Raw genomic sequence first — 24063 nt, 5'->3', positions numbered from 1 at the left:
GGGTGTGCCGTTCAGGCGATGAGCAGGCTGGTGTCCCAGGAGCTTTGCGTCGGCGTTCCGGTGGCTGGTGCCAGGAGGGCCAAGGCGATTCCCGCGGCGCCGTCGAGGAGCCCGGGGTCGGGTTCCTGCGTCTGGAGGAGCCCGGCTGCGGCGGCGGCCGGGTCGCTGACAGGGGGGTGCACAGCGGACAGCAGCGCGGGGAGCACTGCGCGGAGTTGACCGGCGGTAGCGGGGAGGGCGTCCGAGGCTGCCCGGGCGGCGATGTGGGCGAGGCCGGCGAAGCCGTGGCACAGACCGTTGTCGGTGGTCTTGCGGAGCTGCTGGGAGTCGGTCAGCGCGGCCAGAAGGCTGTGCTCGGCGGCGAGCTGCCTTCTCCGGTCCCCGAGGGCGATGGAGGCAAGCTGCTGCGCGCGGGCGAGGCCGGCAGTGCCGTAGCACCAGGACGGTCGCTGGGGCCCCACGGGCAAGTGACCAGTGCGCAGGGCGGGCAGGGTTACCCAGTACGGCCAGACCGGTCCCCGGCCGCTGTCGACCTCCCAGCGGTTCAGCCACTGAACGATGCTGGCGATGGCCTCCCGGTGACCTGAGGCCATCGTTCCGCGGAGTGCGGCGAGTGCAAGGAGGGCAAGGACGCCTCCGATGCCGTGGGCGAGCCCGGTGTTGGCGTGCCCGTCCGGGTAGCGGTCCTCGAGGCGGCCCGAAGGTCCGGACGCCGTCCACCATCCGGGCACGGTCTCGCCCCGGTGGGTGAGGGGCTGGGTGAGCTGGACCAGGTAGTCGAGGATGTCGCGGACGGTGTCGCTGTCGGGGCGTCGGCGAAGGAGGTAGGCGCCGTATCCGGTGAGACCGCGGATAGCGTCGAACTCCGCGAGCGCCGGGAGTTCTCCGGCTTCGATGCGCTGCTCGGCTGCGGCCAGGCGGCGGCGTGCGTCGCTGGCCACTTGCCGGTCCAGGGCATCGAGTGCGGCCCTGTATGCCCCAGGAAGGCGTTCGGCCGCGCACGCGAGGGTGTGGGCGAAAGCCGGCGCTCCGTAGAAGGCGTGGCTGTCGAGCCCGCTGGTCAGTGGCTGTCTGGCCACGGCGGAGAGCCAGGAGTGTGCCCGGTCCCACGGCGCGAGGCCGACAGCGGCGAGCTCGATGTGCAGCAACGCGATACCCGGAGCGCCATGGCCGAGGGACTGCCGACGCCAGTCGGACACGACCTGCGCACCGAGTACGGCCGCCGGGTCGGCGAGCCGGTCGGCGATCTCCCGGGCGAAGCCGAGTGCAGGGTGGGGCATCAGCGGGACCTCCTGGCGGTCCAGGCGAGGGCGGCGGCCCGCGTGAGGTAGAGGCAGACGGCTTCCTCGGCGAAGTCGACGGCGACGGCGCGGACGAAGTGGACGTGGAGCAGGGAGGTCAGAACGTCGTCGACGTCGATGCCCTCGGTATCCGGGCCGGGAAAGTGGTTCCGGTACGTGGCCAGGGCCTGGCTGCGGTCGCTCCAGGCGCTCAGGATCGTCTCGCCGTCGGCGACAGACCGCAGGGCTGCCCAGCCGTCGTCAGGGTTGGCGAGCGCCACGGCCTCGGTGAACTCCGGGCGGGCCACCCGTGCCGGGGGCGCGGGCGGGATGTGGTCGATCAGCCACGCCATCGCCTTCGCCGTACTGCCGAGGTAGGCGGCGGCGATGGCTACGCTGTGCGCGGCGACCAGCGCCCGCCGGGACGGCTGGCCCACGCAGGTGAGCTGCGCGAGGACGGCTCGGGAGTCCGCTCGGAAGACCTCCTCGGCCGCAGCCCAGGCCGGCCCCTCCCCCCACCTGCCCATCTCCGGATAGGAGGTGGCGTAGCGCAGATCCGACACCAGCCCAGCCCGCCGGAGTTCGTCAGCCCATGCGCTCACCGTGCTCGCCGTGGCGGCGAAGGCTTCCGGGGTGGGCAGGGCGAACCGGAGCCGTAGGTGCTGGTCGGGGTCGCGGAACCGTACGAACCACCAGGGCGGCCCGCCGAGCCGCTCCAGGAGGTCCGGCAGCTGCTCCCCAAGCAGGACGTCCTGGCGGCGGATGTCCCCGTACACGCTGGCCAGAAGGACAGGCGAGACGGCGGGGGTGTGGACCAGGTCCCTCCGAACCGTGCGAGCGGACGTGGGCTGGGGTAGGCGCGGCCAGGCCGGTGGACGGCTGGCCTTGAGAGGCACGACGATCTCGTGGGCCCGGCCGCCGCACCACCCCAGATCGGCCGCAGCCGGCGCCTCGGCGACCGTGATCGCACCGGCCCGGTCCAGTTCCTCGCGCAGCAGCGCCCTGTGCGCGGGGACGGTGAGGTCGAGGGGCAGGAGCCGGTCGCCCTCCCCGACGTGCACCGTAAGGGGAAGCTTGCGGGCGTCGCGCCAGGTGCCGAACGCCGCGTCCCATTCCTTCCACGGCCGGTCGGCGGCAGGCAGCTCTCCGGCGTTGAGCCGCCAGCGGGCCGGCGCCAGGATGATGCGGCCGGAGCGCAGGCGCGGAAGGTAGGGCAGGTGGGAGGCGGCTCCCCAGTCGAACGTGGTGACCTGCGCGCACTGGGCGCGGCCCAGCTCGGTGAGGAACCTGGCCAGGGGCGGGGTGTGCGTGTCCAGGTTCAGGGCATGCATCCCCACCGCCTCCACACGCTGCCCGCGACCGGGGGCAGCGAGGTACATCCGGCGCCCGTCGCAACCCACGGCCAGGTCGTCGACGGTCAGCACGTCCTCACCAGGGGGCCGGTGCTCGGCCAGGCTGATCACGGTGGGCAGCAAACGCGATGTCCGGGTGACGTGCGCGCTCTCCGGCAGCAGCGGAGGGAACGACAACTGCGCGACGATCGTGTCCGGGTCGGAAGCCGGAAGGTCACTGAGGTCGTCGATCAAAGCCTGCCGCTGCCCGGAGTCGAGCACAGGGAGGAACCGGCCCGTTCCGACCCCGGCGCCCCGGGACACGCTGACCACTTCCAGACGGAAGCCTCCCCGGTCCAGCGCCCCCGTCTCGGGTGCGCGGAGCCGGAACCCGATCTCAAGGTGGGGCGGGAGCCGTACCGGTTCGCTGCCCACGGTCAGGGCTTCGATCGTGGCCTCGTCGAGGACGACCTCGCGGCAGCCGTCGAGGGCAGCTTGCTGCGCCAGCCGCAGCAGGACCTGGTCGCGGTCCGTCAACCGTGGTTTGAGGTCCGCGGGGCCGGCGCCCGGGTATCCGTCGGGGTAGCCGATACCGCTGTCGGCGACCACGTCGAGCACCGGAACCATGGAGCCGATCCCGAACCGCTCGTAGAACCGCATGTGGAACGCCTTCCAGGCTGCCGTCCCGAACGGCGCCGGGCCGACGCGGGCGAGCAGCAGGGCGGCGCGCTCGGCCTCCCGGGCGACGTCGTCCGGCAGCACGACGGACCCGGCCAGGCGCACGTCAAGGGCGATCGGGTCCCGACGCAGGCGGGAGGCGACGGCGCGCATCTGGGCACGGGCGGCCTCGTGCCCGTCGGCGTGCTGGAGTTCATCGTGGATGGCCCGCAGAGCGGTGAGGATCTCCGATACCCCGACGACCTCGTCTGCGCCGATGGTGTCGAGCTGGGCCAGCAGGTTGCCGAGCGCATCGGTCTCCGTGCTCGGCGCGTGCAAGGCGCTGACCAGGACGCCGAGCGCCATCAGCTCCCGCACGAACCCGTTCACGGTGGTCCTCCCTGCCGAGGGGAACTCGGCCAGGACCTTCGCGACGACGTCTGCGACCGGGGCCGGCGCCTGCGCGGCGGTGAGGACGGCAGCCACGGCGCCGGTCATCCGGACGGAGGCCTCGACCGCGCGCCGGCGGGCGGCTCCGGTGTCCGTCCGGTACGGGACGACGAGACGATCGCCACGTTCCATGAGGGTGGTATTGGCGACTACCGGAATCCGCTCCAGCAGCTCGGCGTCGGCCTCCAGCCGAGCGATGACCGCTTCCATCCATTCCGCGGACGCTCGGGCCACCGGCAGGTCTTCGCGTCCCCAGTCGGCACGGGCCGAGGTGCCGAATCCGGCGGTGGTGACGCCGGCGAAGTATCCGAAGGGGGTGGGGCGGCCGTGTGCTCGCAGCACGTACCGGGCCACCGAGAGTACAGCTCGCCGCACATCGCGGGGCCGGGGCAGTTCGGCGGCCAGGAGGCCATCGACCTCACTGCCCAGTGATGGGCTGGCGTGCCACAACGCCTTGCCGGTATCCGTGTCGCGGATCGCACGCAGCCAGGGAAGCTGCCCGGTGAAGTCCCCGGGGGACCGGTCGGCCAGGTCGGGCCAGGGCACCAGCGGAGGAGTGGGGGACGTCACCGCGCGCACGAGCGCCGTGCGGCCGGACCGAAACGCGGGGCTTGCCACCTGAACCTCCATGAAAGGGCGAAAGGAACGGACGGGCCCGGTGCCGCCCCGCCCCACCGCGCTGGGCGGGGCGGCACCGGTCAGGGTGGAGCGAGTGGGTCAGTGGACGCCGGTGGTGCAGGCGCCGCAGGTCGACCCGCAGTTGTCGTCGGTCAGGGTCTTCAGGGCGCCCGCGTCGCCGACCTCGGCCAGCTCCACGTCCAGGTGGAACGCGTCCTCGGCCGTGGCCTTGGGCTGGGCCTGGGTCATGCCCGGGTTGGGATTGGTGGCCATTGCAACTCCTTCTGCTGATTCGGTCTGTTGGTGTGCTACTGGCCAGGGGCACGTGCCTGACGGCGCGCTTCCTGGCCTCCCCCCTTCGGAAGCGCCGGAGAGGGAAGTCGTGGGCCGCGAGGGCGGCGGTAGGGATCAGCCCCTGTCTCTGGGGGGTGCCGGGCGGCGCGGCGAGAGGCCGGCACCGGTGCGGTCTTCACAGAGCCGGGCCCGTGGTGGGGGAGGAGGGCGAACTACTTGCCCAGCAGACCGGTCGGCAGTGCCGTCCCAGGCCGGTAGTGGCCGGCGTGGATCCGGTTGCGGACGGCACGATGCAGGGTCGCGTGGGTGCGGTTCCCGTGTGCGCAGCCGGACCGGCACACTCCCGGTGTGCAGCGCGACCTCGCCTAGGCTGTCCAGACGCAGCAGCCCCTGGTGCACGATGACGCAGGCCCGGTCCAGGATCCGCATGCTGTCCGGCCTCGTGGCAGCGGAGACACCGACGGTCATGCCGAGGCCGCCGAGTACGCGGCAGGGGCGGGCCCTCTGGACCACTGCCCGGCCCGCCCCGAGGCGACGGGGGAGCACGCGGACGCACGCCCTGCGGCCGGCGCCGAAGTAGCGGCGGACGGAGCCGGGGCCAGGACCTCGCCTGCGACCTCCTCCGTCATCCAGGCCAGTCGGCGCAGAAGACCGATGTCCAGGGCGTCACGGAGCAGCCGGTCGCGGACCTCGCGCAGGAGACCGCACGCCCGCGCCCGCGTCTCCTCGGTGAGCCCGGTATCGACGTGGCGGGAGGCCCGGTCCGTCAGCGAGCGGAGGTCCACAGCCAGGCCGGCAGTCAGCGGGCGGACCTCGCCCAAGTCCACCGCATCGTCAAGGACACGATTGAGGGTGTCCCAGAGGCCGCTGTCCTCGTCGGTGATGTCTTCGAGCCGGGAGACCGCGAGGGCACGCAGCAGACGCCAGGTCACCGGCTCCGCCTCGGGTGGGGTAGGACGGACACCGCCTGGAATTCCCCTCCTCGGCCGTGACGGCGGAGAGGGTAAGCAGGACTGCGGCGTGGGGATCGGAAGTGACGGACCCACGGAAACTCCTCGGACAGGGAATTGGATGTCAGTTGTCGATGCCGTGCGGGGAAGACCGTCGGCTACCAGGGGCGGCGCGGTGCGTGGTGCGAGACCTCGTACGGGCGCACGATCTCCTGGCGCGTCTTGACCACCAGGTCGGGGCGGCCGCGAAGGATGACTCGCTTGAAGGACCTGTCGAAGCCGGGCGAGAACATGTTGGTGATCTCGTAGGCCGTGCCGTCGAGGACCAACCAGTCGCCGACCCGGATCTCCCGGGGGGACGCGTCCCGGACCTCTCCGGGCGGCGCACCGCGCACGGTGCGGGCGGCCACGCGGTCGTGCACGGGTTCCGGCTCGTAGTCCGCGAGCCCGGTCCAGTAGGGGTCGTCGTCGAAGTCGTTGTAGGTCACGGGCGTTCGCTCCCTGCGGGCGCGGCCAGGGAGGGAGAGCTGGACGCCCGCTCAGAGACGGGATCCGTGATCAGCGCGCTCAGCGCCGGTTTCACGTCGCAAGGAAGCTGGAGAAGGTGACGGCCGTGGTCGTAGCGGACCCTCTCCCAGTGCCACGCGCGGGCGAAGTGGTCCGCGAGCCGGCCGTCGATCACGTTGCAGCGCAGCCATTGCGGCGGGCGCGGGCGGCGTGCGAGCTGATCGGCGAGCCAGAGCGAGACCAGGCGGCCTGCGTGCCGGTGAATGGGGTCGGTGTAGAGCAGCAGCAGGCCGACGCTGCTCTCGGCGCACTCGGACGAGTTCCAGCCAGGGCCCGGACCGCTGGCGTCCAGCTCCCACATCGCGACGAGGCTCCCGGCCTCGAACAGACCGTGGAGATCGTCGCTGTGGTCACTGGTCCGCAGCGGCCGGATCAGGGCGATATCGCGTTCCTGGTCGACCGGCCGCCCGCACTCGGCCTCCCGGGCCCAGCGCCGGGACAGCAGGCTGCCCGCTTGGGGGTAGTCAATGCGGGCGAGGGCCCGCACGCTGTATGGAGCGGTCACCGGCTTGCCTCCCGGTACGCGCCGCCGGCGGCTACCGGCGTGTGCGCCAGAGCGTCCGGGCCGAGCCGCCTGCCCGACTCGGACGCGCAGGCGGTGAACGCGTACGAGCCGTACGGCGGCTCGCGGCCGCCGACGGCGCGGCGTCCGTCGAGGGGGACGGCCGCGATGCCCGGGCCGTCGACGTCCCAGTCGGCGGTGAGGGCGAGCAGCTGTTCCAGGGTTCGCGGCCGGTAGAGGATGCCCGCCTCGTGGTACAGCGCGACGAGGTCGGGGGTCGACTCGGGGTGGCTGTCGGCTGCCGCGTGGACGACGGACAGGACGCTGCCGTCGGGGAGCCAGGACCGGAGCGTGTCCAGCAGGTGCCTGGCCTTGTCGTCGTCGATCCACGGCAGGACCTCGTGCAGCAGGACCGCCATCGGCTTGCCGCGGTCGAGGCGTGCGATGGCTGGCTGGGCGAGCATTGCCTCGGTGAGGGTGATGTCGGAGTGCAGGCCCGTTTCCCGGGGCGTCTCTTCGAATACGGTCCGGACGTGGGCCTGCACCATCGGGTCGCGGTCCACGTAGACGACACTGGCCTCGCGCTGGACTTCCTGCGCCGCATCGTGAACGTTGCGGCCGCGGCGGCGGGGCAGCCCGCAGCCGAGGTCGAGGAACTGCACGGTCCCCTGCGAAGCGAGATGCCGGACGACGTGCTGTCCGTGGGCACGGGCGGCGGCAGCTGCCCGGTCCAGCCACGGCGCCACCTCGAGCAGCTGACGTCCCAGAGCCCGGTCTGCCGGGTAGTTGTCCGTTCCGCCGGTGACGTAGTCACACACCCGTGCCAGCGCCGGCTTGGAGAAGTCCAGCTGCGGCAGCTCGGCACCGCCGGGCTCCGCCGCGGTCGCGAGTCCAGCGGCATCCTCGGAAGGCACACGGTCCGGCCCGGCCGGCAGCGGCAGGGCGCGGTCGGCTGCCGACGGTGCTCCGGGAGCAAGGGCCTGCTGGTGGTAGCGCAGGTAGGCGCTGACGGTCTTGCCGTGACCATCGGACCTGGGAGAGGCGCTCCAGTAGTCGGAGAGCTTGGTGACGATGGACAGACCGCGCCCGCTCTCCGCGAGGCCCTGGGGCCGGGTGATCTTCGGGACGGGTGAGCTCGGATCGGAGTCCGCGACTTGGGCGATCAGCGCCTCGCCGGCAACGAACGTCAGGGAAACCAGGATCTCGCCCCGTCCCGCTGCGTCCGGCTCGGCATGGGTGACAGCGTTGGCGGCCAGCTCGCTGCAGATCCTCACCGTGGAGTCGGTCAGGGACTCACATCCCCACCTGCCCAGTTGGTCCGAGACGAAGCGGCGGGTCTGCCTGACGGATTCGAGGCGGCTGGGCAGGGCCACGCACGCCGAGACGGCGGCGGGGGATTCCAGAGCTCGAAGCAGGTCGCTTCGCGTGATCCGATGGGGCATGGTCACCTCACCTCGTTCCATTCCGCGGACGTGTTGACCCGCCGGGGAGTCGCATGCCGGTGCGTTCGATGGCCGAACTACGGCCGTGGGAGTGGCCCTTGGGGCTACCGTTACGCTCAGCGAACCGCGTTTCACCCCGTGTGGGTATCCAAAGGCGCGGTCGGGGACGGGTAACGCGGGTAAAGATCGTTTCGTGGACAGGAGCGCTGCGTGCCGCGCGAACGGAACATGCGACTGGAAGGCGTACTCCAGGAAATCGGCTGGTCGCAGGTCGCGGCAGCCGCGCACGTGGTGCGCGTCGCCTCCGAGGTCGGAGCCACGGAGCTGCAGTCCATTACGCGCTCCCATGTCAACCAGTGGATTCGAGGAGCACATCCGGGGCCGACGGCGACCCGTATCTTGTGCGAGACGCTGTCGCGAGGACTGCTCGGCAAGGGGCTGAACCGCATCGTCACGCCTGCTGACATCGGGCTCAACGACCCCGACGAACAGGCGGGTTCGATGCGGCCTCAACGCGGCGACACCATCGCACAGCTCGTGGATCTCGGGGGAACTGACTTGGACCTGGAGCGCCGCCTGGCCCTCAAGCGCGCCGCCTTCTCGCTCGCCGGAATGAGCCTGCCGTCCGCCGGGTGGTGGGAGCACTCCCTGACCGCCGCCCGTACACGGCGACCTCCGGCTGGCCGGACGGTTGGGCCGGACGACGTGGCTGCCGTACGGGAGATGACTCAGCTGCTGTCGCAGCGCGAGCAGCGGCGTGGGGGAGGAGAGGGACGGTCCGCGCTGGTGGCCTACCTCCGTACCGACGTGGCCGCCTACCTCGGCAGCCGGTTCCCTGACGAGCGAATCCGGCAGGAGATGTTCACGGCCGCCGGCGAACTGGCCTACCTGGCAGGCTGGACAGCGTTCGACGCCTCCGAGCACGTGCTGGCCCAAAAGTGGCTCAGCCTGGCCCTGCAGTTGTCCGCCGAGGCCGACGACGCCCCGCTGGCAGGACACATCCTCCGCGCACAGGCCCACCAGACCCTCGACCTCGGCCACCCCACGCAGGCCCTCCAGCTTGCCGAGACCTCCGTCTCTCAGCGCCGTTACACCAACGCCAGCTGCCGCGAACGCTCCCTCCTCGGCGTCGTCCACGCTCGCACCCTGGCAGCCGCCGGCCACAAGCAGGAGGCCATCGCGGCCCTGCTGCGAGCCGAGGACGACCTGCGCAGCGCCCAAGCCGGTGACGACGAGCCCGCGAGGGTCTTCTTCTTCTCTGAGGCGTCCCTCGCCCACGAGACAGCCCGCACCCTGCAAGCCCTCGGCGATCTCCATGGCGCCGAGCGGGAGTTCCTGCGCAGCGTACGTACTCGCAGGAGCACGGCCTTCGCCCGCACGCACGCCGTCACCCTCGGCCTCCTGGGCGCGGTCCAGATACAGCGGGGCGCACTCGACGTGGCCTGCGCGACCTGGACCCAGGCCCTCGACGCCATGCAGGGAGTCCAGTCCGGACGCGCCCTGGACACCGTCGTCCAGATGCGCCGTGCCCTGTCCCCGTACCGCGGTCGCGGCGGCACCGCGCTGGCCCGTCTGGACGAGCGCGCCCGTACCGTGATCAGCCGGGTACGCTGACCGCGCCGTCACACCGCCGGTCCGAGCCGAGCCGGTAGCCCAGCCGGTCCGGTAGTCCCAGGGGAGGAATGCGTGCACGACCCGATCACGATCGAGGCCATCGCCCACGTCGTCGGTGGCCACCAGACGCCGGCTGACGACTACCAGGGCGGAGTCGAATCGATCATTCGCATGCGCCCGGACTTCCCGCTGGACACCCTGCGTGGACTCGACGAGTTCTCCCACCTGATCGTGACCTGGCGCTTCCACCTGGGTTCCGACGCCGACCTGCACCTTGGAGCCCGCAGCCCTCGCAACGACCCGACGTGGGAGCCCACCGGTACCTTCGTGCACCGAAACCACCGACGTCCCAACCGCATGGCGACGTCCTTCCCCCGCCTGCTCAAGGTGGAAGGCCGGGACCTCCACGTCACCGACCTCGACGCCGTGGCCGGGACTCCGATCTACGACTTGGCCCCCTACTTCGAGGAGATGGGCCCCCGCGGTCCGGTCGCCGCTCCGGCCTGGCCGGCGGCGATGCTGGCGAACTACTGGGAGCCCGCGGCCAACCGACCCGAGTAGGACCTCGCCGGTGGGCGGCGGAGACACGTCCACGTCGGCAGGCGGACATCCTGGGGTACCGCTCGGGCGCGTGTGCAATCTCAGTCTCGGAGAGTCGACGGTTAGGACCAGGCGTCGCGATGTGTTGTCGGGTGCGGTGCTCATCGGCGGGTTCCAGGCGAGTGGCCAGGCGTGGACCGGAGAGCCTCTTCGAGATCGTCGAGGCTCGCCAGGACCCTGCGGATGGCTGCTTGTTGATCAGCCCAACGGTGCCTCAGGCCGTCTGCCTCGAGGGATGTGCAGCATGCCGTGGTCGTTGCGCCGCCGAAGCTGAACAACATGTGAAGCAACGCGATTCGGGCGCTTGCTGTGATGTCCCTGACTGGGAGGGTGGGGTTCTCTGATCTGTAGGCGGAGACCAGAGCGATCACGCCGCCGAGCCATTCGTCGTTGCCTGCGACAGTCCGCGGATCGAGCGCGATCCTCCCCAGTTCCCATGCAGGCATCCCGCTCTGGCAGCGGAAGCCGATGACCCCCGTAACCACATCGGTCACAAGCAGGACGTGTCTGAGGGTGAATCCTCCATGGATGGCGTGTTCCACCAAATCCTGGGGCACACCCGACCGGAGACGCTCCGCCTCGCAACGAAGATCATCTGCCCTCTGAGCGAGATCGGTGCGCAGGCTTGTCGGACCATTCAGGAGCTGCGCCGGCAGTCGTCGGAGCAAAGCATCACACTCCGCCAAGGCTCCCTCGACAGGGTGACTGGACCAGCGCCTGGGCTGGCTGGCCTGGGGGAGTGGGTAGGCGGCGAGAACCCTGTGCATGCGGCCCAAGACCATCCCGATGTGCTCTGCCTGGGGCCCGGACATCACGTATGGACTGATGCGACCCGGTGCCTCCGAGACCACTGCCCACGCGCTGCCGCCGAACTCGCTGAGTACGTCTCCGCTCCCATCCGGCCAGACTCGCGGCACGGGAAGCCGAGCGGCGGAGCAGAACTGCGCCATGTCCAAAGCCGCACGGACCCCGTGCAGCGTGCCCCCGCCGGGGTACTCCTTGATGTACACCCGCTCGCCGTCAGAGGTCAGCACTCGCCGGTTGATCACGGCCCCGAGGCCCGTGGGCGGCACCTGCTCGATCCCGTCAGCACTTAGTCCGTACCGCAGTTCTAGCACCTCGGCCACGAACTCGTTTTGCTGTTCCTCGTCATGCACGGTGCCAACCGCCATGGGGCCGGACGGCAGTCAGCGGGCCATCAACTGGCTCGGCTCGTGGAGACACCTGCAATGCCCTTCGTGGGTAGCTGTCATGGTTGGTTGGGGAATTCGGACAGGGTGAGCTGGTCACGCCGGAGCGTGGTGGGCCTGCTGAGCGCCGGCTGCCGACGCCAAGAAGTGCCGCATTGCGGGCTGAACCTCCTCATCTGCGCCGCGACTCCGCCCATGGGGCATTTGGCAGCCCAAGTGTGTGACGCGAAGACGATGTTCATGAATCGAGCCGGTGATATCACTGGTGTCATTGCGCTCCGCGGTGCTCTCTGACCAGGCTCCCGGACCCGAGCGGGGAGGCACTCATGGCACGGAACGAACGGCGCTGCAGCCGCTGCGACTGTTCTCTCAGTCGCTACAACACCGAACCGATGTGTGCTGCCTGCGTCCGGACCGCGGCCGATGACGTGTCAGCAGGCCTTCATCTGCCGCACCAGGTATGGCGGGACGCGGAGGTTGCTGAGGCGATGTCTGAATGGGACTTCGGTCGCGCCTTCCGCCGAATCCGGGAGATCGCGAGTTTGCGCCAGGAGGACATGGCTGAACTCACCGGCCTCAGTCAATCGTTTCTTTCGACGTTGGAGTCAGGAGGTCGGCGACTGGCGAACATCGACAAGATCATTTCAGTTCTCTCGCGCCTGCAGGTGCCTCCGGATGTCGCTCCTCGGCCAGTGCAGGCCGACATGTGCGAACCTCAGATGCCCAGTCTCGGCCAGCCTGCGCTCGCGGTACCCGCTTGGGAGAGTCCGGTTGAGATCGCCAAGCGTCTGAATGCGACAACAGCATCCAACGTGGACTCGACCGCCCTTCTGCTCCTGGAACAGGGAGTCGCTGAGATCGTTGAGCGATATGAAGGCGAAGGCCCGTACCAGCTCGTGACGGAGGCCGTCGAGCTCCGTTCCTTCATTCAGGGCCTCCTGGACGGCCGGCAGCCGCCAGAGCACAGGCGGTCGCTCTTCCGCCTGGCGGCGCAGGCGTCGGGGCTGCTGGGCTATATGGCCGTCAACGCTGGACGAGAATCGCTGGCGGAGGCGTACTGCTCTGAGGCCCAGGTCCTTGCTGAGGAGATCCGGGACGTTGAGCTGATCATGTGGACGTACGGCACCAGGTCCCTGAACGCCTACTACGCCGGACGGTATGAGGCCGCTGTCCAATGGGCTGACATCGGTCTGGCCATCGACCCAGGCCATCCCCAGGCCATCCGCCTTCACGCGAACGGCCGTGCCCGGGCCTTGGGCAAGCTCAACCACCGGGCGGAAGCCGAGCGATCCATCGCCACCGCCGAAGATCTCAGCAGCAAGCACAGCACGCCGCCGATTCTGACCTCCTGCATCTCCTTCGAGGCGTATGGAACGGCGCGTACGTTAGCCAACGTCGCTACGGTGCACGTCTCCCTCGGCAACGCTCAGCGGGTGCTCGAGTATGCGGATCAGATCGACGAACTCATCGAACAGTCCGAATCGGCATGGAGTCGCGCCCTCGTACGTCTTGACGTTGCGACCGCGCTTCTGGCCGGTCCGCGCCCGGAAGTCGAACACGCCATGGTGCTCGGCCGCCAGGTCCTTGAGGGGGGTGGTGGACCGCCGATTCGATCTGTCGTACAGCGGGCGGGTGAGCTCTATGCTCGAACCCAGGACTGGCGTGATCTTCAGGCAGTGGGTGAGTACGGGGAGGCGCTCCGTTCCTGGCAGGATGCTCCTCGGGCAAGACACCTGGCCAATTCTGCGAAGATCGCACGGCCAGTCGGGCAACTGGGAGGGGCAGGACGTGCATCTGTTGAGCGACCCTGGCACGTTTCCTCCCACGCCCCCGCCCAGCATCAGTGATCTCGATGTCATCGCTGAGCACGACTGGGCCGCCTTCGACGCGGTTGACGAGATGATCAATCACTGGGACCGGCCGGGGTGGAGCGACTTCACTCGGGCTTACTACTGGATGATCACCGTTCCGCCGGAGGCGCCCTTGGTCTCCCAGGCGCAGGACTGTCAGCGGCAACTTAGCCACCTTGGGTTCGACGAGATCGCCGAAGACGGACTGCATCTGACCCTGGCACGGGTGGGGCTCGTCGGTGAGGTGAACGCTGGCCAGCTGGATCACCTTGTCACCACGGCCACCGAATCCCTGCCCGCGGCTTTCAGTCTCGTGGCAGTCCCGCTCACAGCGTCACGAGGCGCACTCCGCTACAGCGTAGGCCCCTGGAATCCCGTCCTGGAACTCCATGCTGCCCTCTCGCTGGCTGGCCTCCAGATCGGACTGCCACCCCGGAAGCCCACGGGGCTTCTTAGGCCGCACATCGGCATCGCGTACAGCAACCGGAGGCGGTCCTCGGGCCCGGTGCGTGAGGCTTTGGGTCCCCTTCGAGAGATGCCACCGGTCTCCGTCACGATCTCCGATGTACATCTCGTAGAACTGCGCCGTGAGCGGCGCGCGTATCAGTGGAGGGTCGTGCACACCCTTCCGCTCGGGCCTCAGCAACGGTGATCTGCGGCTGGCCCACCTACCTCTCTGCCTCACCAGCCCACCCGGACGGGCGTCGGCCCGGACGTGGTCATGGCGGGCAGTGGAGAGCCGCCCGTGCGGGCGGTGAGAGTGGAGGGGTGCTGGGCAGGCCCCGACCGAGGTGAGACCTCTCCCGGCCGGGGCCTGGTCTGGGGGCGCGCCGGTCAGGCGCGGGTCAACCACCGGGCCTGCTCGGCGTCGGTGACGATGCCGCGGTGGTGGTCGAGTTCGAGTTGGGCAAGGTGCGCGTAGTGCGCGACAACGTCCTTACCGAATGCCTCCTCGGCGACAGGGCTGTGTCGGAACGCCGAGCGGGCTTGCTCAAGGGCCGTCGGCATGAGAGCTGTGTCGGCGGCCTCGTATGCGTTGGACGTGCAGGGGTCGGGCGGAGCGAGCTTGCGCTCGATGCCGTGGATGATTGCGGCTACGGCGGCCGAGAGGGCCAGGTACGGATTCGCGTCCGCCCCGGGCACACGGATCTCCAGGTGGACACCCTGGCCCTGGCCTACGACCCGTACAGCGCAGGTGCGGTTGTCGTAGCCCCAGGTCATGCGAGTGGGGGCGAAAGAGCCGGGGGCGTACCTCTTGTAGGAGTTGACGTTCGGCGCGTACAGCATCGTGAGCCCGGGCAGCGCGGAGACGAGCCCGGCGACGGCCTGCTCGCCGGTCTCGGACAGTCGGCCGGCCGGTCCGGCGAGCATGGCGTTGCCGCTGCGGGTGAGGGACAAATGCAGGTGCAGTCCGCTGGCGATCCCTGTCTGAGGGGCGGCCATGAACGTGGCGGTCATGCCGGACCTGCTGGCCAGGGTCCGTGCAGCGTGCTTGAAGACGAGATGGTTGTCGCACGCTGTCAGCGCGGCACCGTAGGGGAAGGTGACTTCCACCTGTCCCAGGGCTCCTTCGGTCTTGACCGCTTCTACAGGCATGCCGGCCCGGGCCAGCGATGTCTGCAGACGCCGGAAGAAGCGGTCGCACTCCGGAGTCTGGTCCAAGGAGTAGTCCAGGTTCTCCTGGCTGACCGGGACGAGGCCACCTTCACCGATTCCGGCGGCCGGGCTGTACGCGCCGTGGTAGAGGACGAACTCGGTCTCCAGGCCAGCCTGGGCATGCAGGCCCAGAGCGGCCAAGCGGGTCAGCTGGTGGCACAGCATCTGTCGGGGCGCCACGTCGACGGCCTCTTCGTCGCGACCAGCCGCGTGCCCGAGGACGAGTGCGGTACGTGGCATCCAAGGCAGCAGCCGCAGCGTCGAAGGGTCGGGCACGATCGACAGGTCCTCGTACCCGCTCGCCCAGGACGTGAGGGCGAATCCGTCAGCCGACGTCATGTCCACATCGGTGGCCAGGATGTAGGCGCACATCTCCGCGCCACCGTTCAGGACGCGGTCGAGGAAGTGCTGAGCCCCATATCGCTTGCCCTTGAGGCGGCCCTGCAAGTCGGGCACGGCGAGCAGCACCGTATCGATTAGCCCAACGCCAACCGCTTTGCGGAGATCGTCGATACCGAAGGGGCGGGCCTTGCGCTGCACGGCGTTCGGAACGCCGTCCGCCCCAGGTGGAGACAAGCGGGGCGGCCGGGACGTCCGGCTCGCCGGGGTGGGAAGTTGGGCCATCACACGACCTCTTCCTGGATCTTGGCCATACCCGAACCAGCGTCGGCCACAGCGGTTGGCACGTTGTACGTACGCCCCGCCACGCGCCACCACAGTGCGGCCAAGGCGAGCACGACGAGCAGGGCCGCGGGCGCGTAGTTGAACGTGGTCACGGAGACAGGGCCGGACTCCGGACGGTTCTGGGGCAGGCAGAACAGGACGCTCACGAAAGCGACCCAGGTCACGGCGATCACGCCGATCGGCACACCCCAGCGGCCCAGGTTCCACGGTCCGGGCTGGAACCGGTGCCGGTTGCGGATCCGCAGGTAGATCGGGATGGCGTACGCGGGCGTGATGCCGATGACGTTGATCGCGATGACAGCCGCGTATGCGGTCGGGCTGTACAGCGCCGGCAGTGCCAGGACTGCGGCCACGCCCACCGACAGCCACACCGCGCGGGTCGGCGTTCCCGTGCGCGGGTCGACGTGACGCCACAGCCGCGAGCCGGGCAGGGCGCCGTCGCGGGAGAAGGCGAAGACCATCCGGCTCGCTGCGGCCGTCTCGGCGTTGCCGCAGAACAGCTGCGCGACGATCACGACCAGCAGCAGCACTTTGGCGCCGGCGAGCCCGAGGGAGTCGAGGAAGATCTGCGCCGGCGGCACCCCGGTCGCGGTGGCCTGCGTGGAGGCGTAGTCCTGGATGGCGAACGTCAGCCCGGCCAGCAGTGCGAACCCGGCCAGCCACGACCAGCCGATCGCCCGCATGATGCCTCGGGACGCGGAGACCTGCGCGTTGGTGGTCTCCTCCGACAGGTGCGCGGAGGCGTCGTACCCGCTGAACGTGTACTGCGCGAGCAGTAGGCCGATCAAGACCACGTACACCGAGCTGGACCAGCCGGTGGTGTTGACGAACTCCCCGAACACGAAGGACGGCGACTGGTGGTGCCCCGGCACCAGGGCCAGCGCGCCCACGATGACCGCGACGCCGCCGAGGTGCCACCACACGCTGACGGAGTTCAGGATGGTCACCAGCCGGACACCGAACAGGTTGAGCGCGGCGTGCACCGTGAGGATGCACAGGTAGATGGCCATGATCTTGCCTGGCGTCGGGACGAAGCCGAACTGCAGGTTCAGGAAGGCTCCGGTGAACAGCGCGGCGCCGTAGTCGATGCCGGCGATCGCACCGAGCAGCCCGAGCAGGTTCAGCCAGCCCGTGTACCAGCCCCACTTACGGCCGCCGAGCTGCTCGGCCTGGTAGTAGAGGGCGCCCGAGGTGGGGTATGCGGACGTCACCTCGGCGAGGCCGGCACCCACGAGCATGACCATCGCGCCGACGACGACCCATCCCCACAGCATCACGGCCGGGCCGCCGGTTCCGAGCCCGAAGCCGTACAGGGTCATGCAGCCGCTCAGCACGGAGATCACCGAGAAGCTGATGGCAAAGTTCCCGAACGGGCCCATGCGGCGGGTCAGCACAGGCTCGTACCCGAGCTCGCGCAGGAACGCGTCATCGGCCGCGTTCTCGCTGCCGCAGGGGGCAGGGCGTGTTCGTAACACTGGATATCCTCCAAGATCACGAGGGATTGAGTTAGGTCAGGTGCATGCCAATAAAGCTGAGTGCCTCTCAGCGGGGCGATGCGGATCCGGGTGCATGTGTGCGGGCGAAGGACATCGCCTCCCGACGCGCCCGCAGCAACAACGTCTCGCCGCCGTCGGCAACGTTGGGGTTGTCGTGGACCGACGCCCAGGGCTCGCGGGCGGCGTAGGGGCCAAGGGCGGCGAACACCTCGGCGGCTTCCACGAACTGGTGGCCGGCCCACAGGCCGTACGCGAGGTGGTGCAGATCCGTCACCGAGCGCGGTGCGGGATCCGGCTGCCGGAACCAGTAATGGAACGCGTTGAGCGTGTACCGGATCGTCGGCGCCTCCGCCCACGGCCGCCGCCACAGCGGATCGGTGCGATCCCGGAGAAATCGCCGACGGCACTGCTCGACCAGCGCGTACAGCGGCAACAGCAGCAGCGGCGAGCCCGCCGGAGACCAAGAGGCCACCCATCGGCCGAAGTCGAACACCGCGGCCAGCGACGCCGCGTGCGGAGCCTCGCGAGCCAGCATGAACTGCAATACCCGGTGGTATGCCTCCCGGTTGTACTGGTGTCGCTGGTTCACCCCGTGCAGCAACCTCCACGGACCGGTCGGCATCATGGGTTCCGTCGAGCGGTCGCGGTGTTCCTGCCGTACCTGGTGCCCGTCCACCTGAGCGAGAGCGAGCAGGCACACCCAGGGCACCGGATCTCGCGGTTCTCGGCGCGCCGCTATTAGCGCTACATGCCGCGCCTCCTGCTCCAGCGCCGCCGCGCTCGCGTGCCGCTGATGATGGGCCCGAAGGGCGCGCTCGACCGACACCCGCGCACGCATCACCTGAGCGTCATAGCTCTCAGGCTCCTCGGCCAGCCACACGCCCACGACGTCGGAAGGGGCCGCCGCGACCGCCAACACCTGCGTACGCGCGGTCCGCAGTGCCCAGCGTGCACCAGTGGTAGCCAGGAGATCTCGCGTCGGCCGCCACCGACCGGCCTGTAACTCGACCAGCGCGATACCGAGGGCCTCATCGGTCCCGGCTGGATGGTAAACGGGGCGCATCACTGCACTCCGCCAGCCGGGCGGCAGCCACCCGCAGTCCTTGGAGGCGCTGTGGAAGACGGGAGCCCTCCAGGGGGTGGAGGAACGTCGTGGCTCTCGGTCATCGGATGTTCCTCTGCAGAGGGGGACGACAGGGCAGACGGGACTTCAGGCATGGGCGACCTAGAACTTGATCCCGCTGATCAGACGTGCGACGTTCGCTGCGAGCTGGGAGATCGCGGGTGCCATGGACGAGCTGGCCAGGTAGAACCCCAACAGCGTGCACACGAGTGCGTGCCCCGTCTTCAGACCGCCCTTCCTGACGAGCAAGATGACACAAACCGCGAGCAGCACGACGACTGAGACACTGATCGCCACGGAGACGCACTTCCTCTCTCCAGGGCAAAGGCAGGACCCGGACTTCCTCGCAATTGGCCCTGGACAGCGGCTGAATGAGGCATAAGGGTGACCGGGAACCACCCGGCGTGCACACTCCATGGGTGATATCACTGGGGTGATCTCGGTTCTCTACCTGCACTTTCGTGCGGGGTGCGTTCTCGGTGAGGAGGCAACAGGTGGTCCAGCACGCGCTGCGGTACTGCGACCAGTGCGGCTGCCAGCTCAGCCAGTACAACCCGGACGGGCTCTGCGCCGCCTGCACTCGCGCTCGAGTTCCCGAAGTCCCCTCGCTACCTGTTGTGCCGGATCGAGTCTGGCGGGACATCGCCGTTCGACAGGCCTTTGCTGCCTTGGACTTCGGCAAGGCAAGTCGTCTGATCAGGCAACGAGGTTCGCTGCGCCAAGAGGACATGGCCCAGCTCACCGGACTGAGCCAAGCGTTCTTATCCATGCTGGAGTCGGGCAGCCGTCGCCTCACCAACATCGACAAGATCACCGAATTCGTTGCGGGCCTCGGCGCTCCCGCCGAGCTCGTGCAGCTCCCGCTTCCCCGGTCGCCCGGGACGGCGCCTCCGCCGCCCGTGGACCAGGCGACAGGCGATCTTGACCCCACCCTCCCGTGGAGCGCCGCCCGTATGGTGGCAGCACTGGACCACGCGGTTGGAGGCGACGTGATAGACCGCCGGCAGTTCCTCACGGTGAGCGGGATCGCCCTCACCGCCTTCGTACACCACTGGGGCACCGCCGAGGCCGAGCCCCTCCAGCGCGCCGCCGACGGCAGCCAGCTCTCAGCGGAATTGCTGGACAACCTGCAGGCGACCACCGACCGCCTGCGCATCATGGACGCGAGCGGCGGCAGTGGCACACTGAGCGAACTGGGCGACGCCCACCTAGAACTACTCAAACGTCTCCTGCAGAGGGCGTCGTACACGGAAGACATCGGTCGCCGCCTGGCCGGCATCGTCGCCGACACCGCCACCCAGACCGGCTGGTTTGCCTTCGACTCCGGACGGCACGACCACGCACAGCACTACCTGCTGGCGGCGCTGCGAGCCGCCAAGGTCTCCGGCGACGACCGCCTCGGCGCCGGAGCCCTCTCCTACCTGGCCATTCATGGGTACTCCACCGGGCAGCCGCGCACGGCGGTCACCGCAGCGCGAGCCGCCCGCGAGAAGATCAAAACCCTCGGCACCCCCGCCCTCGAAGCCATGCTGCTCACCAGGCAGGCGCGAGGCCACGCGAAACTGGGCGAACGACAGGCAGCGCTCATCGCGCTCGGCGACGCCGCCGAACTCTGCGGCCGCGGGCGCTCCGAGTCAGATCCCCACTGGCTCTACTGGCTCAACGAAGGTGAGATCCACGGGCAGGCCGGCAGTGCCTACCTCGACCTGGGCGATCCGCCCGAGGCCGCCGTCAGCTTCACCGAGGCGCGCAAGGCGCTGAACCCGGCGGACCAGCGCACCAACGCCCTGTTCCTCTCCCGTGCTGCGTCCGCCTACCTCAGGAAGGGCGAGCTGGAAGCAGGGTGCTCCACGGCGCACCAGGCGCTCGACCTCGCTGAACAGCTCCAGTCGGCCCGGCTCAACGAGCACATCGATGCGATGGTGGGCGAGCTCGCCCCCGTCAGCCGAGACCCGTACGCTCGGGACCTGATCGACCGCGCCGCCCTCGTGACCGGTACAAGGAGCAGAACGTGACCCAGGCCCAGCAGACCCTCGTGCTGTGGGACATCGACCGCACCCTCCTGTACGTCGGCGACATCGACCGGCAGGTCTACCGGGAGACGTTCGCCGAGGTGGTCGGCCGCCCCGCAGAACACCTGCCGGCCCGCGGTACGGGCGTCACGATGCCGCTGGCGATCCGGTCGCTCCTCGTCGACAACGGTGTGCCGGATGCAGACGTCGCTGCGCTACTGCCGCGGATGGTGGAACTCCTACCGGCACGGCTCGCAGCACACAGCCAGGATCTGCGAGAGCAGGGGGTCCTCATGGCTGGTGCCACCGCGGCCTTGCGTGCGGTGCATGACCATCCCGGCCTTATCCCAACTGCCGTGACCGGCAACCTCAAGCTGAGCGCCCAGCTCAAGCTGGAGGCCTTCGACCTGGACGGCATGCTGGACATGGAGATCGGCGGATTCGCCTCCGACGACCACCACCGGCCGGCGCTCGTCGCCATCGCGCAGAAGCGGGCCGAGGCGAAGCACGGCACGGCATTCGACCGTGCCAACACCGTCATCATCGGCGACTCCCTTGAGGACGTCCGCACCGGTCGTGAGGGCGGCGCCGCCGTCATCGGTGTCGCATCGGGCAAGACCACGGCCGGCGAGCTGAGCGAGTCCGGTGCTGACCTCGTGCTCGACTCGCTCGAGGACGTCGCGAGGGTGATGGCGGGCATCTCCGAGCTCACCAACACGAGCCGACGATCGTAGCCGACCGCAGTCTGGGGGAATCGGTGCGCTGGGTGAGGCCGCGGCTCGGCAGGCGGCGAGGCGATGACGCTCAGGCGTGGGGCCTTCCCTATAGAAGCGGGTGGAGGAGAAACCCATCGGCTCCGGGCGCGCCGATGGGTGTGTGCCGGCGGTTTCCTCGGCGTTACCAGAGTGTGGCGATGGACGGGGCCTCCTCGACGGGGTCGTCGGGCCCAGCCGCGGTCCACGCCTCGCCGGACAGGGTGACGCTGAGGGCATCACCGTGGTGGGGCCGCAGGCGGGTGACTCTCCGGCTGACCCACTCGCCCTTCCGCGGTACGGGTAGGCCAAGGGTGCGGGCGATCTCTGCCTGCTGACCGGTGCCTCCCAGTACGAGGATTCCCTCTTCGCGCAGCGTGTCTCGGGCGTCCCTGATCCGCTTCACGGGGTCCGCCGTCATGGAGACGGTGGAGACCGTGGTCTGGTTGAGTACCCGGCCCTGCACGAGCCGGAAGAGATTCTTCGCCCGGGCCTGGCTGCCGCCCCCGCCCGCTTCGGGGGCGAAGATCCGATCCCGGAGCGGTGCCGGGAGGTGGAGCAGGGTGTTCTCTGGCAGCGGTGCGTCCTGGAAGAGCCAGACGACGGCCTGTCGGCCTGCGGCCGAGAGGGTCCGCTTGAAGTCCCGGTTGGCTGCTCCGCTGAGGTGACCGGGTTCGATCCGGATGAGTCCGAGGCTCCAGCAGGAGCGCTGGTCGTTGGCCGACACGAGCAGACTCACCCTGCCGACCTCGCCGGGCGTGACCGTCCACGTCGAGCCCGTGGTGAACTTCAACGTCACCTCCTGGTGCCCGATGAGGAGATCGGTCTCGCCGCCCGGCTGGAACCCCCATGCCGCCATGAGCTCGTGGGTGACCTTGGCGCCGAGGTAGGCCTTCTCGGGCTTCCCGAGCGTAGCGAGGTCGAACCGCCCTGTCCGCCGTCCGTCGAGCACACTGTCGAATGCGTCGCGCAGCGCAGCCGCTGTCACCGCCTCGATGTCCTGCATGCCGCGCAGGACATCGGCGACGGCCAAGACGTCGGAGGAGCCAGATCCAGTTCCAGAGCCACTGGCAGAAGAAGAAGGAGTGTTGGTTGCGGCCGCAGGGTGGGGGTGCACGGAGCCGACCGGCTCAGTGATCTCGTCCACCGAGAGCCCGGGGACGGCCGTCGGCTCGTCCTGGGCGGGACCGGCTGATGCGGGGGGTGCCGGGACCCGGCCCTCGGCCGCGGCCAGCCGGACACGCAGGGCATGAAGCTCCTTCTCCCTGCGGGCCACACGGCGCTCCAGCCGATCCACCTCCCTGCGCAGGGCGCGGTTCTCTCGCAGCACGTCGAGGAGTTCGGGCTCCGGCTTCGCCTGTGGAGCTTGCTGGCTGCTGGTCGCCGGCACGGAGCGTGCATTCAGCAGGTGTTGCCTGACCTCCTCGACCAGGGCGTCCTTACCCTCTGGCGGGGCGATTACAGCGATGATCGCGTAGATCAACGAGGCGTTGTTCTGGAGCCCCTTGCCCCGAAGCCGGTCCGACAGCACCTGATACGACGGCGGGCGGGGGCCTTCCCGGTGCTCGGCGAGCAGGAGCTGCTGGAGCTCCTTCAGGCGGATGCCACTGCTCGTGACCAGACCCCGCAGCAGCCGGACTATCTCCCGCATGGGCTCGTTGAGGCCCGGGTCCAACTCCGACCACTGGCCGCCCCGTTTCCGGCGTGCCATACCTCGCCCTCTCGCCCTTTCGATCCCCTTGATAGCAGGTTCAATCTACCTGATCGGAAGATCGAACTTCCGGAGCCCGTAAGGATCCGACACCGTGGTCATTGCACCTAGGAATCCCCACGTAAGAAAGGATGTCGATGCGTCAGCGCACGGCCGATCTCTGCGCCTTTGCCTTCATCGTCGCCGCACCGGCAGGTCTGATCGCCTTGGACCTGCCCTCCGATCAGGTCATCGCGGCCACCTCCGCCTCGGCCGTCCTTTACTCCGCCTGGCGCCAAGGTGGAGGCAGGCCGCCGTCACAGGGCCCCGGGGGAGGGCGCGGGGCCGGCTCCGATCCCGGATCCGGCTGCGATTCCGACTCCGGACCAGCATCCGGTGGGGAGCCAGTCCGGGCCCCACGCCGCGAAGCGTGAAGTGAGCACGCTTCCCGGCTACACCACACCGCAGCGCACGGGTCTGTCAGCCCCCGGCAGGGCTGGGAGACTGCGAGCATGACGCCTCCGACGCTGGCTGTGGTCCGTGGACCTGCGGGTTCCGGCAAGACGACGTTTGCGCTGAGATCGCCCGGTCGGTGTGCTGTCCTGCGGTCTGCCGGGACGAGATCAAGGAGGGGGTGGTCGACGCCACGCCGGGGTTCAACGCCCGCTGACCAAGCGCACGTTGACAGTGTTCTTCGACGTCCTGCGACTGTTGCTGGAGGCCTGCGTCACCGTGGTGGCGAAGGCGGCGCTCCAGGACGGTGCACCGCCCCCCCGGATGTCTCGATGGCCCAGCGTGGTTCGACGCTACGGCAGATCAGCGGCGGGAATTCGAGCGGGTGGCAAACCCGGCGCAGCCACGGGACGCGTCGAGTAGGCCGTACTGCCATCCCAGCGTGATGAGTTGGGGATCGTTGGCAGCCATCCACCGCTTCTTCAGGTCACGCAGTCTCTTGCCGACCGCGTCGGCCGAGTAGTGGCACCGGCGGCCCGTCTCCGCCAGCTCGGCACCCAGAGCAAGACCCCAGAGGATCTCCCGCTCGACCTCATCCGCCGACGGCGCCGGTGCGACCGCTTCCGGAAGAGGCAGCTGCCCGGTCACGTAGCAGGTGTGGATGAGGGCGGTGCGGGAGGTCACGCCCGTCCTGGTGTTGCTGTCGGACATCTGGACATCCACCGTGGCCTTGGAGAGCCCGAGTTTCGCAGCGACCTGAGCGCTGGACATGCCGAGGGCGACCTTCGCGGCGATGCGGAGCTGAGCGGGGGTGAGTAGGGGCGTGGCGGTGCTGGGGCGTCCGGCCATGGG

The 24063-nt window shown here is 69.4% G+C and carries 20 protein-coding genes; 6 read left to right on the top strand and 14 right to left on the bottom strand.

Going from position 1 to position 24063, the window contains the following annotated elements; genetic code table 11:
- Positions 1-11 precede the first annotated feature (11 nt).
- The 7 genes from AC2RP6_RS07215 to AC2RP6_RS07185 form a co-directional block, all read right to left on the bottom strand.
- Positions 12-1283: a lanthionine synthetase C family protein gene (locus tag AC2RP6_RS07215; protein ID WP_486450247.1), complete on the bottom strand. Its 1272-nt coding sequence runs from the start codon at positions 1281-1283 to the stop codon at positions 12-14.
- Entirely contained in the window at positions 1280-4348 is a 3069-nt protein-coding gene (locus tag AC2RP6_RS07210; protein WP_486445432.1) for a lantibiotic dehydratase, read from the bottom strand. The genes AC2RP6_RS07215 and AC2RP6_RS07210 overlap by 4 nt, the downstream gene beginning before the upstream one ends.
- 87 nt (positions 4349-4435) lie before the next feature.
- A complete protein-coding gene (locus AC2RP6_RS07205; protein WP_486445431.1) occupies positions 4436-4609 on the bottom strand; it encodes an FxLD family lanthipeptide in 174 nt (57 codons plus the stop codon).
- Positions 4610-5094: 485 nt separating this feature from the next.
- A complete protein-coding gene (locus AC2RP6_RS07200) occupies positions 5095-5562 on the bottom strand; it encodes a hypothetical protein (protein ID WP_486445430.1) in 468 nt (155 codons plus the stop codon).
- Between the two features lie 176 nt (positions 5563-5738).
- The gene (locus AC2RP6_RS07195) at positions 5739-6068 is read right to left on the bottom strand and encodes a hypothetical protein (RefSeq protein ID WP_486445429.1); all 330 of its coding nucleotides are present in this window, start codon (positions 6066-6068) and stop codon (positions 5739-5741) included.
- The gene (locus tag AC2RP6_RS07190; protein WP_486445428.1) at positions 6065-6652 is read right to left on the bottom strand and encodes a hypothetical protein; all 588 of its coding nucleotides are present in this window, start codon (positions 6650-6652) and stop codon (positions 6065-6067) included. Before AC2RP6_RS07190 ends, AC2RP6_RS07195 begins: the two co-directional genes overlap by 4 nt.
- The gene (locus AC2RP6_RS07185; protein ID WP_486445427.1) at positions 6649-8091 is read right to left on the bottom strand and encodes an SAM-dependent methyltransferase; all 1443 of its coding nucleotides are present in this window, start codon (positions 8089-8091) and stop codon (positions 6649-6651) included. Before AC2RP6_RS07185 ends, AC2RP6_RS07190 begins: the two co-directional genes overlap by 4 nt.
- A 210-nt stretch (positions 8092-8301) precedes the next feature.
- Here AC2RP6_RS07185 and AC2RP6_RS07180 point away from each other — a divergent pair, with 210 nt between their 5' ends.
- Both AC2RP6_RS07180 and AC2RP6_RS07175 read left to right on the top strand, forming a co-directional pair.
- Complete coding sequence (locus AC2RP6_RS07180) at positions 8302-9705, top strand: NsdA family TPR-like regulatory protein (RefSeq protein ID WP_486445426.1); 1404 nt, start codon at positions 8302-8304, stop codon at positions 9703-9705.
- A 72-nt stretch (positions 9706-9777) separates the two neighbouring features.
- The gene (locus AC2RP6_RS07175) at positions 9778-10266 is read left to right on the top strand and encodes a TrmO family methyltransferase domain-containing protein (RefSeq protein WP_486445425.1); all 489 of its coding nucleotides are present in this window, start codon (positions 9778-9780) and stop codon (positions 10264-10266) included.
- Positions 10267-10406: 140 nt separating this feature from the next.
- On the opposite strand, the gene AC2RP6_RS07170 is transcribed toward AC2RP6_RS07175, so the two are convergent.
- Positions 10407-11462, bottom strand: coding sequence for a phosphotransferase enzyme family protein (locus AC2RP6_RS07170; RefSeq protein ID WP_486445424.1), 1056 nt, complete (start codon positions 11460-11462; stop codon positions 10407-10409).
- Between the two features lie 359 nt (positions 11463-11821).
- Here AC2RP6_RS07170 and AC2RP6_RS07165 point away from each other — a divergent pair, with 359 nt between their 5' ends.
- Together AC2RP6_RS07165 and AC2RP6_RS07160 are read left to right on the top strand one after the other, a co-directional pair.
- On the top strand, positions 11822-13342 hold the full coding sequence (locus AC2RP6_RS07165) for an NsdA family TPR-like regulatory protein (protein WP_486445423.1): 1521 nt from the start codon (positions 11822-11824) through the stop codon (positions 13340-13342).
- Positions 13284-13997, top strand: a complete 714-nt coding sequence (locus AC2RP6_RS07160) for a 2'-5' RNA ligase family protein (protein WP_486445422.1) — start codon at positions 13284-13286, stop codon at positions 13995-13997. Before AC2RP6_RS07165 ends, AC2RP6_RS07160 begins: the two co-directional genes overlap by 59 nt.
- Positions 13998-14179: 182 nt before the next feature.
- Here AC2RP6_RS07160 and AC2RP6_RS07155 read toward each other — a convergent pair whose 3' ends face one another.
- The 4 genes from AC2RP6_RS07155 to AC2RP6_RS07140 form a co-directional block, all read right to left on the bottom strand.
- Entirely contained in the window at positions 14180-15541 is a 1362-nt protein-coding gene (locus tag AC2RP6_RS07155; protein WP_486445421.1) for a glutamine synthetase family protein, read from the bottom strand.
- An 83-nt stretch (positions 15542-15624) separates the two neighbouring features.
- Positions 15625-17160, bottom strand: coding sequence for an amino acid permease (locus AC2RP6_RS07150; protein WP_486445420.1), 1536 nt, complete (start codon positions 17158-17160; stop codon positions 15625-15627).
- Between the two features lie 67 nt (positions 17161-17227).
- Positions 17228-18244 carry a hypothetical protein gene (locus AC2RP6_RS07145; protein WP_486445419.1) on the bottom strand — a complete coding sequence of 339 codons (1017 nt, stop codon included), beginning with the start codon at positions 18242-18244 and terminating at the stop codon, positions 17228-17230.
- 162 nt (positions 18245-18406) lie between these two features.
- On the bottom strand, positions 18407-18601 hold the full coding sequence (locus AC2RP6_RS07140; RefSeq protein WP_486445418.1) for a hypothetical protein: 195 nt from the start codon (positions 18599-18601) through the stop codon (positions 18407-18409).
- Between the two features lie 197 nt (positions 18602-18798).
- On the opposite strand from AC2RP6_RS07140, the gene AC2RP6_RS07135 reads away from it, so the two are divergent.
- A complete protein-coding gene (locus AC2RP6_RS07135; RefSeq protein WP_486445417.1) occupies positions 18799-20319 on the top strand; it encodes a helix-turn-helix domain-containing protein in 1521 nt (506 codons plus the stop codon).
- Entirely contained in the window at positions 20316-21050 is a 735-nt protein-coding gene (locus AC2RP6_RS07130) for an HAD family hydrolase (RefSeq protein ID WP_486445416.1), read from the top strand. Before AC2RP6_RS07135 ends, AC2RP6_RS07130 begins: the two co-directional genes overlap by 4 nt.
- A gap of 163 nt (positions 21051-21213) precedes the next feature.
- Here the strand turns inward: AC2RP6_RS07130 and AC2RP6_RS07125 are convergent, their stop codons facing one another.
- Both AC2RP6_RS07125 and AC2RP6_RS07120 read right to left on the bottom strand, forming a co-directional pair.
- Positions 21214-22779, bottom strand: coding sequence for a NaeI family type II restriction endonuclease (locus AC2RP6_RS07125; protein ID WP_486445415.1), 1566 nt, complete (start codon positions 22777-22779; stop codon positions 21214-21216).
- A gap of 795 nt (positions 22780-23574) precedes the next feature.
- Complete coding sequence (locus AC2RP6_RS07120) at positions 23575-24060, bottom strand: helix-turn-helix domain-containing protein (protein WP_486445414.1); 486 nt, start codon at positions 24058-24060, stop codon at positions 23575-23577.
- Positions 24061-24063: the final 3 nt, after the last annotated feature.

The organism is Streptomyces sp. WAC03905, assembly GCF_057371075.1.
This window is presented reverse-complemented; position numbering and strand designations above follow the sequence as displayed.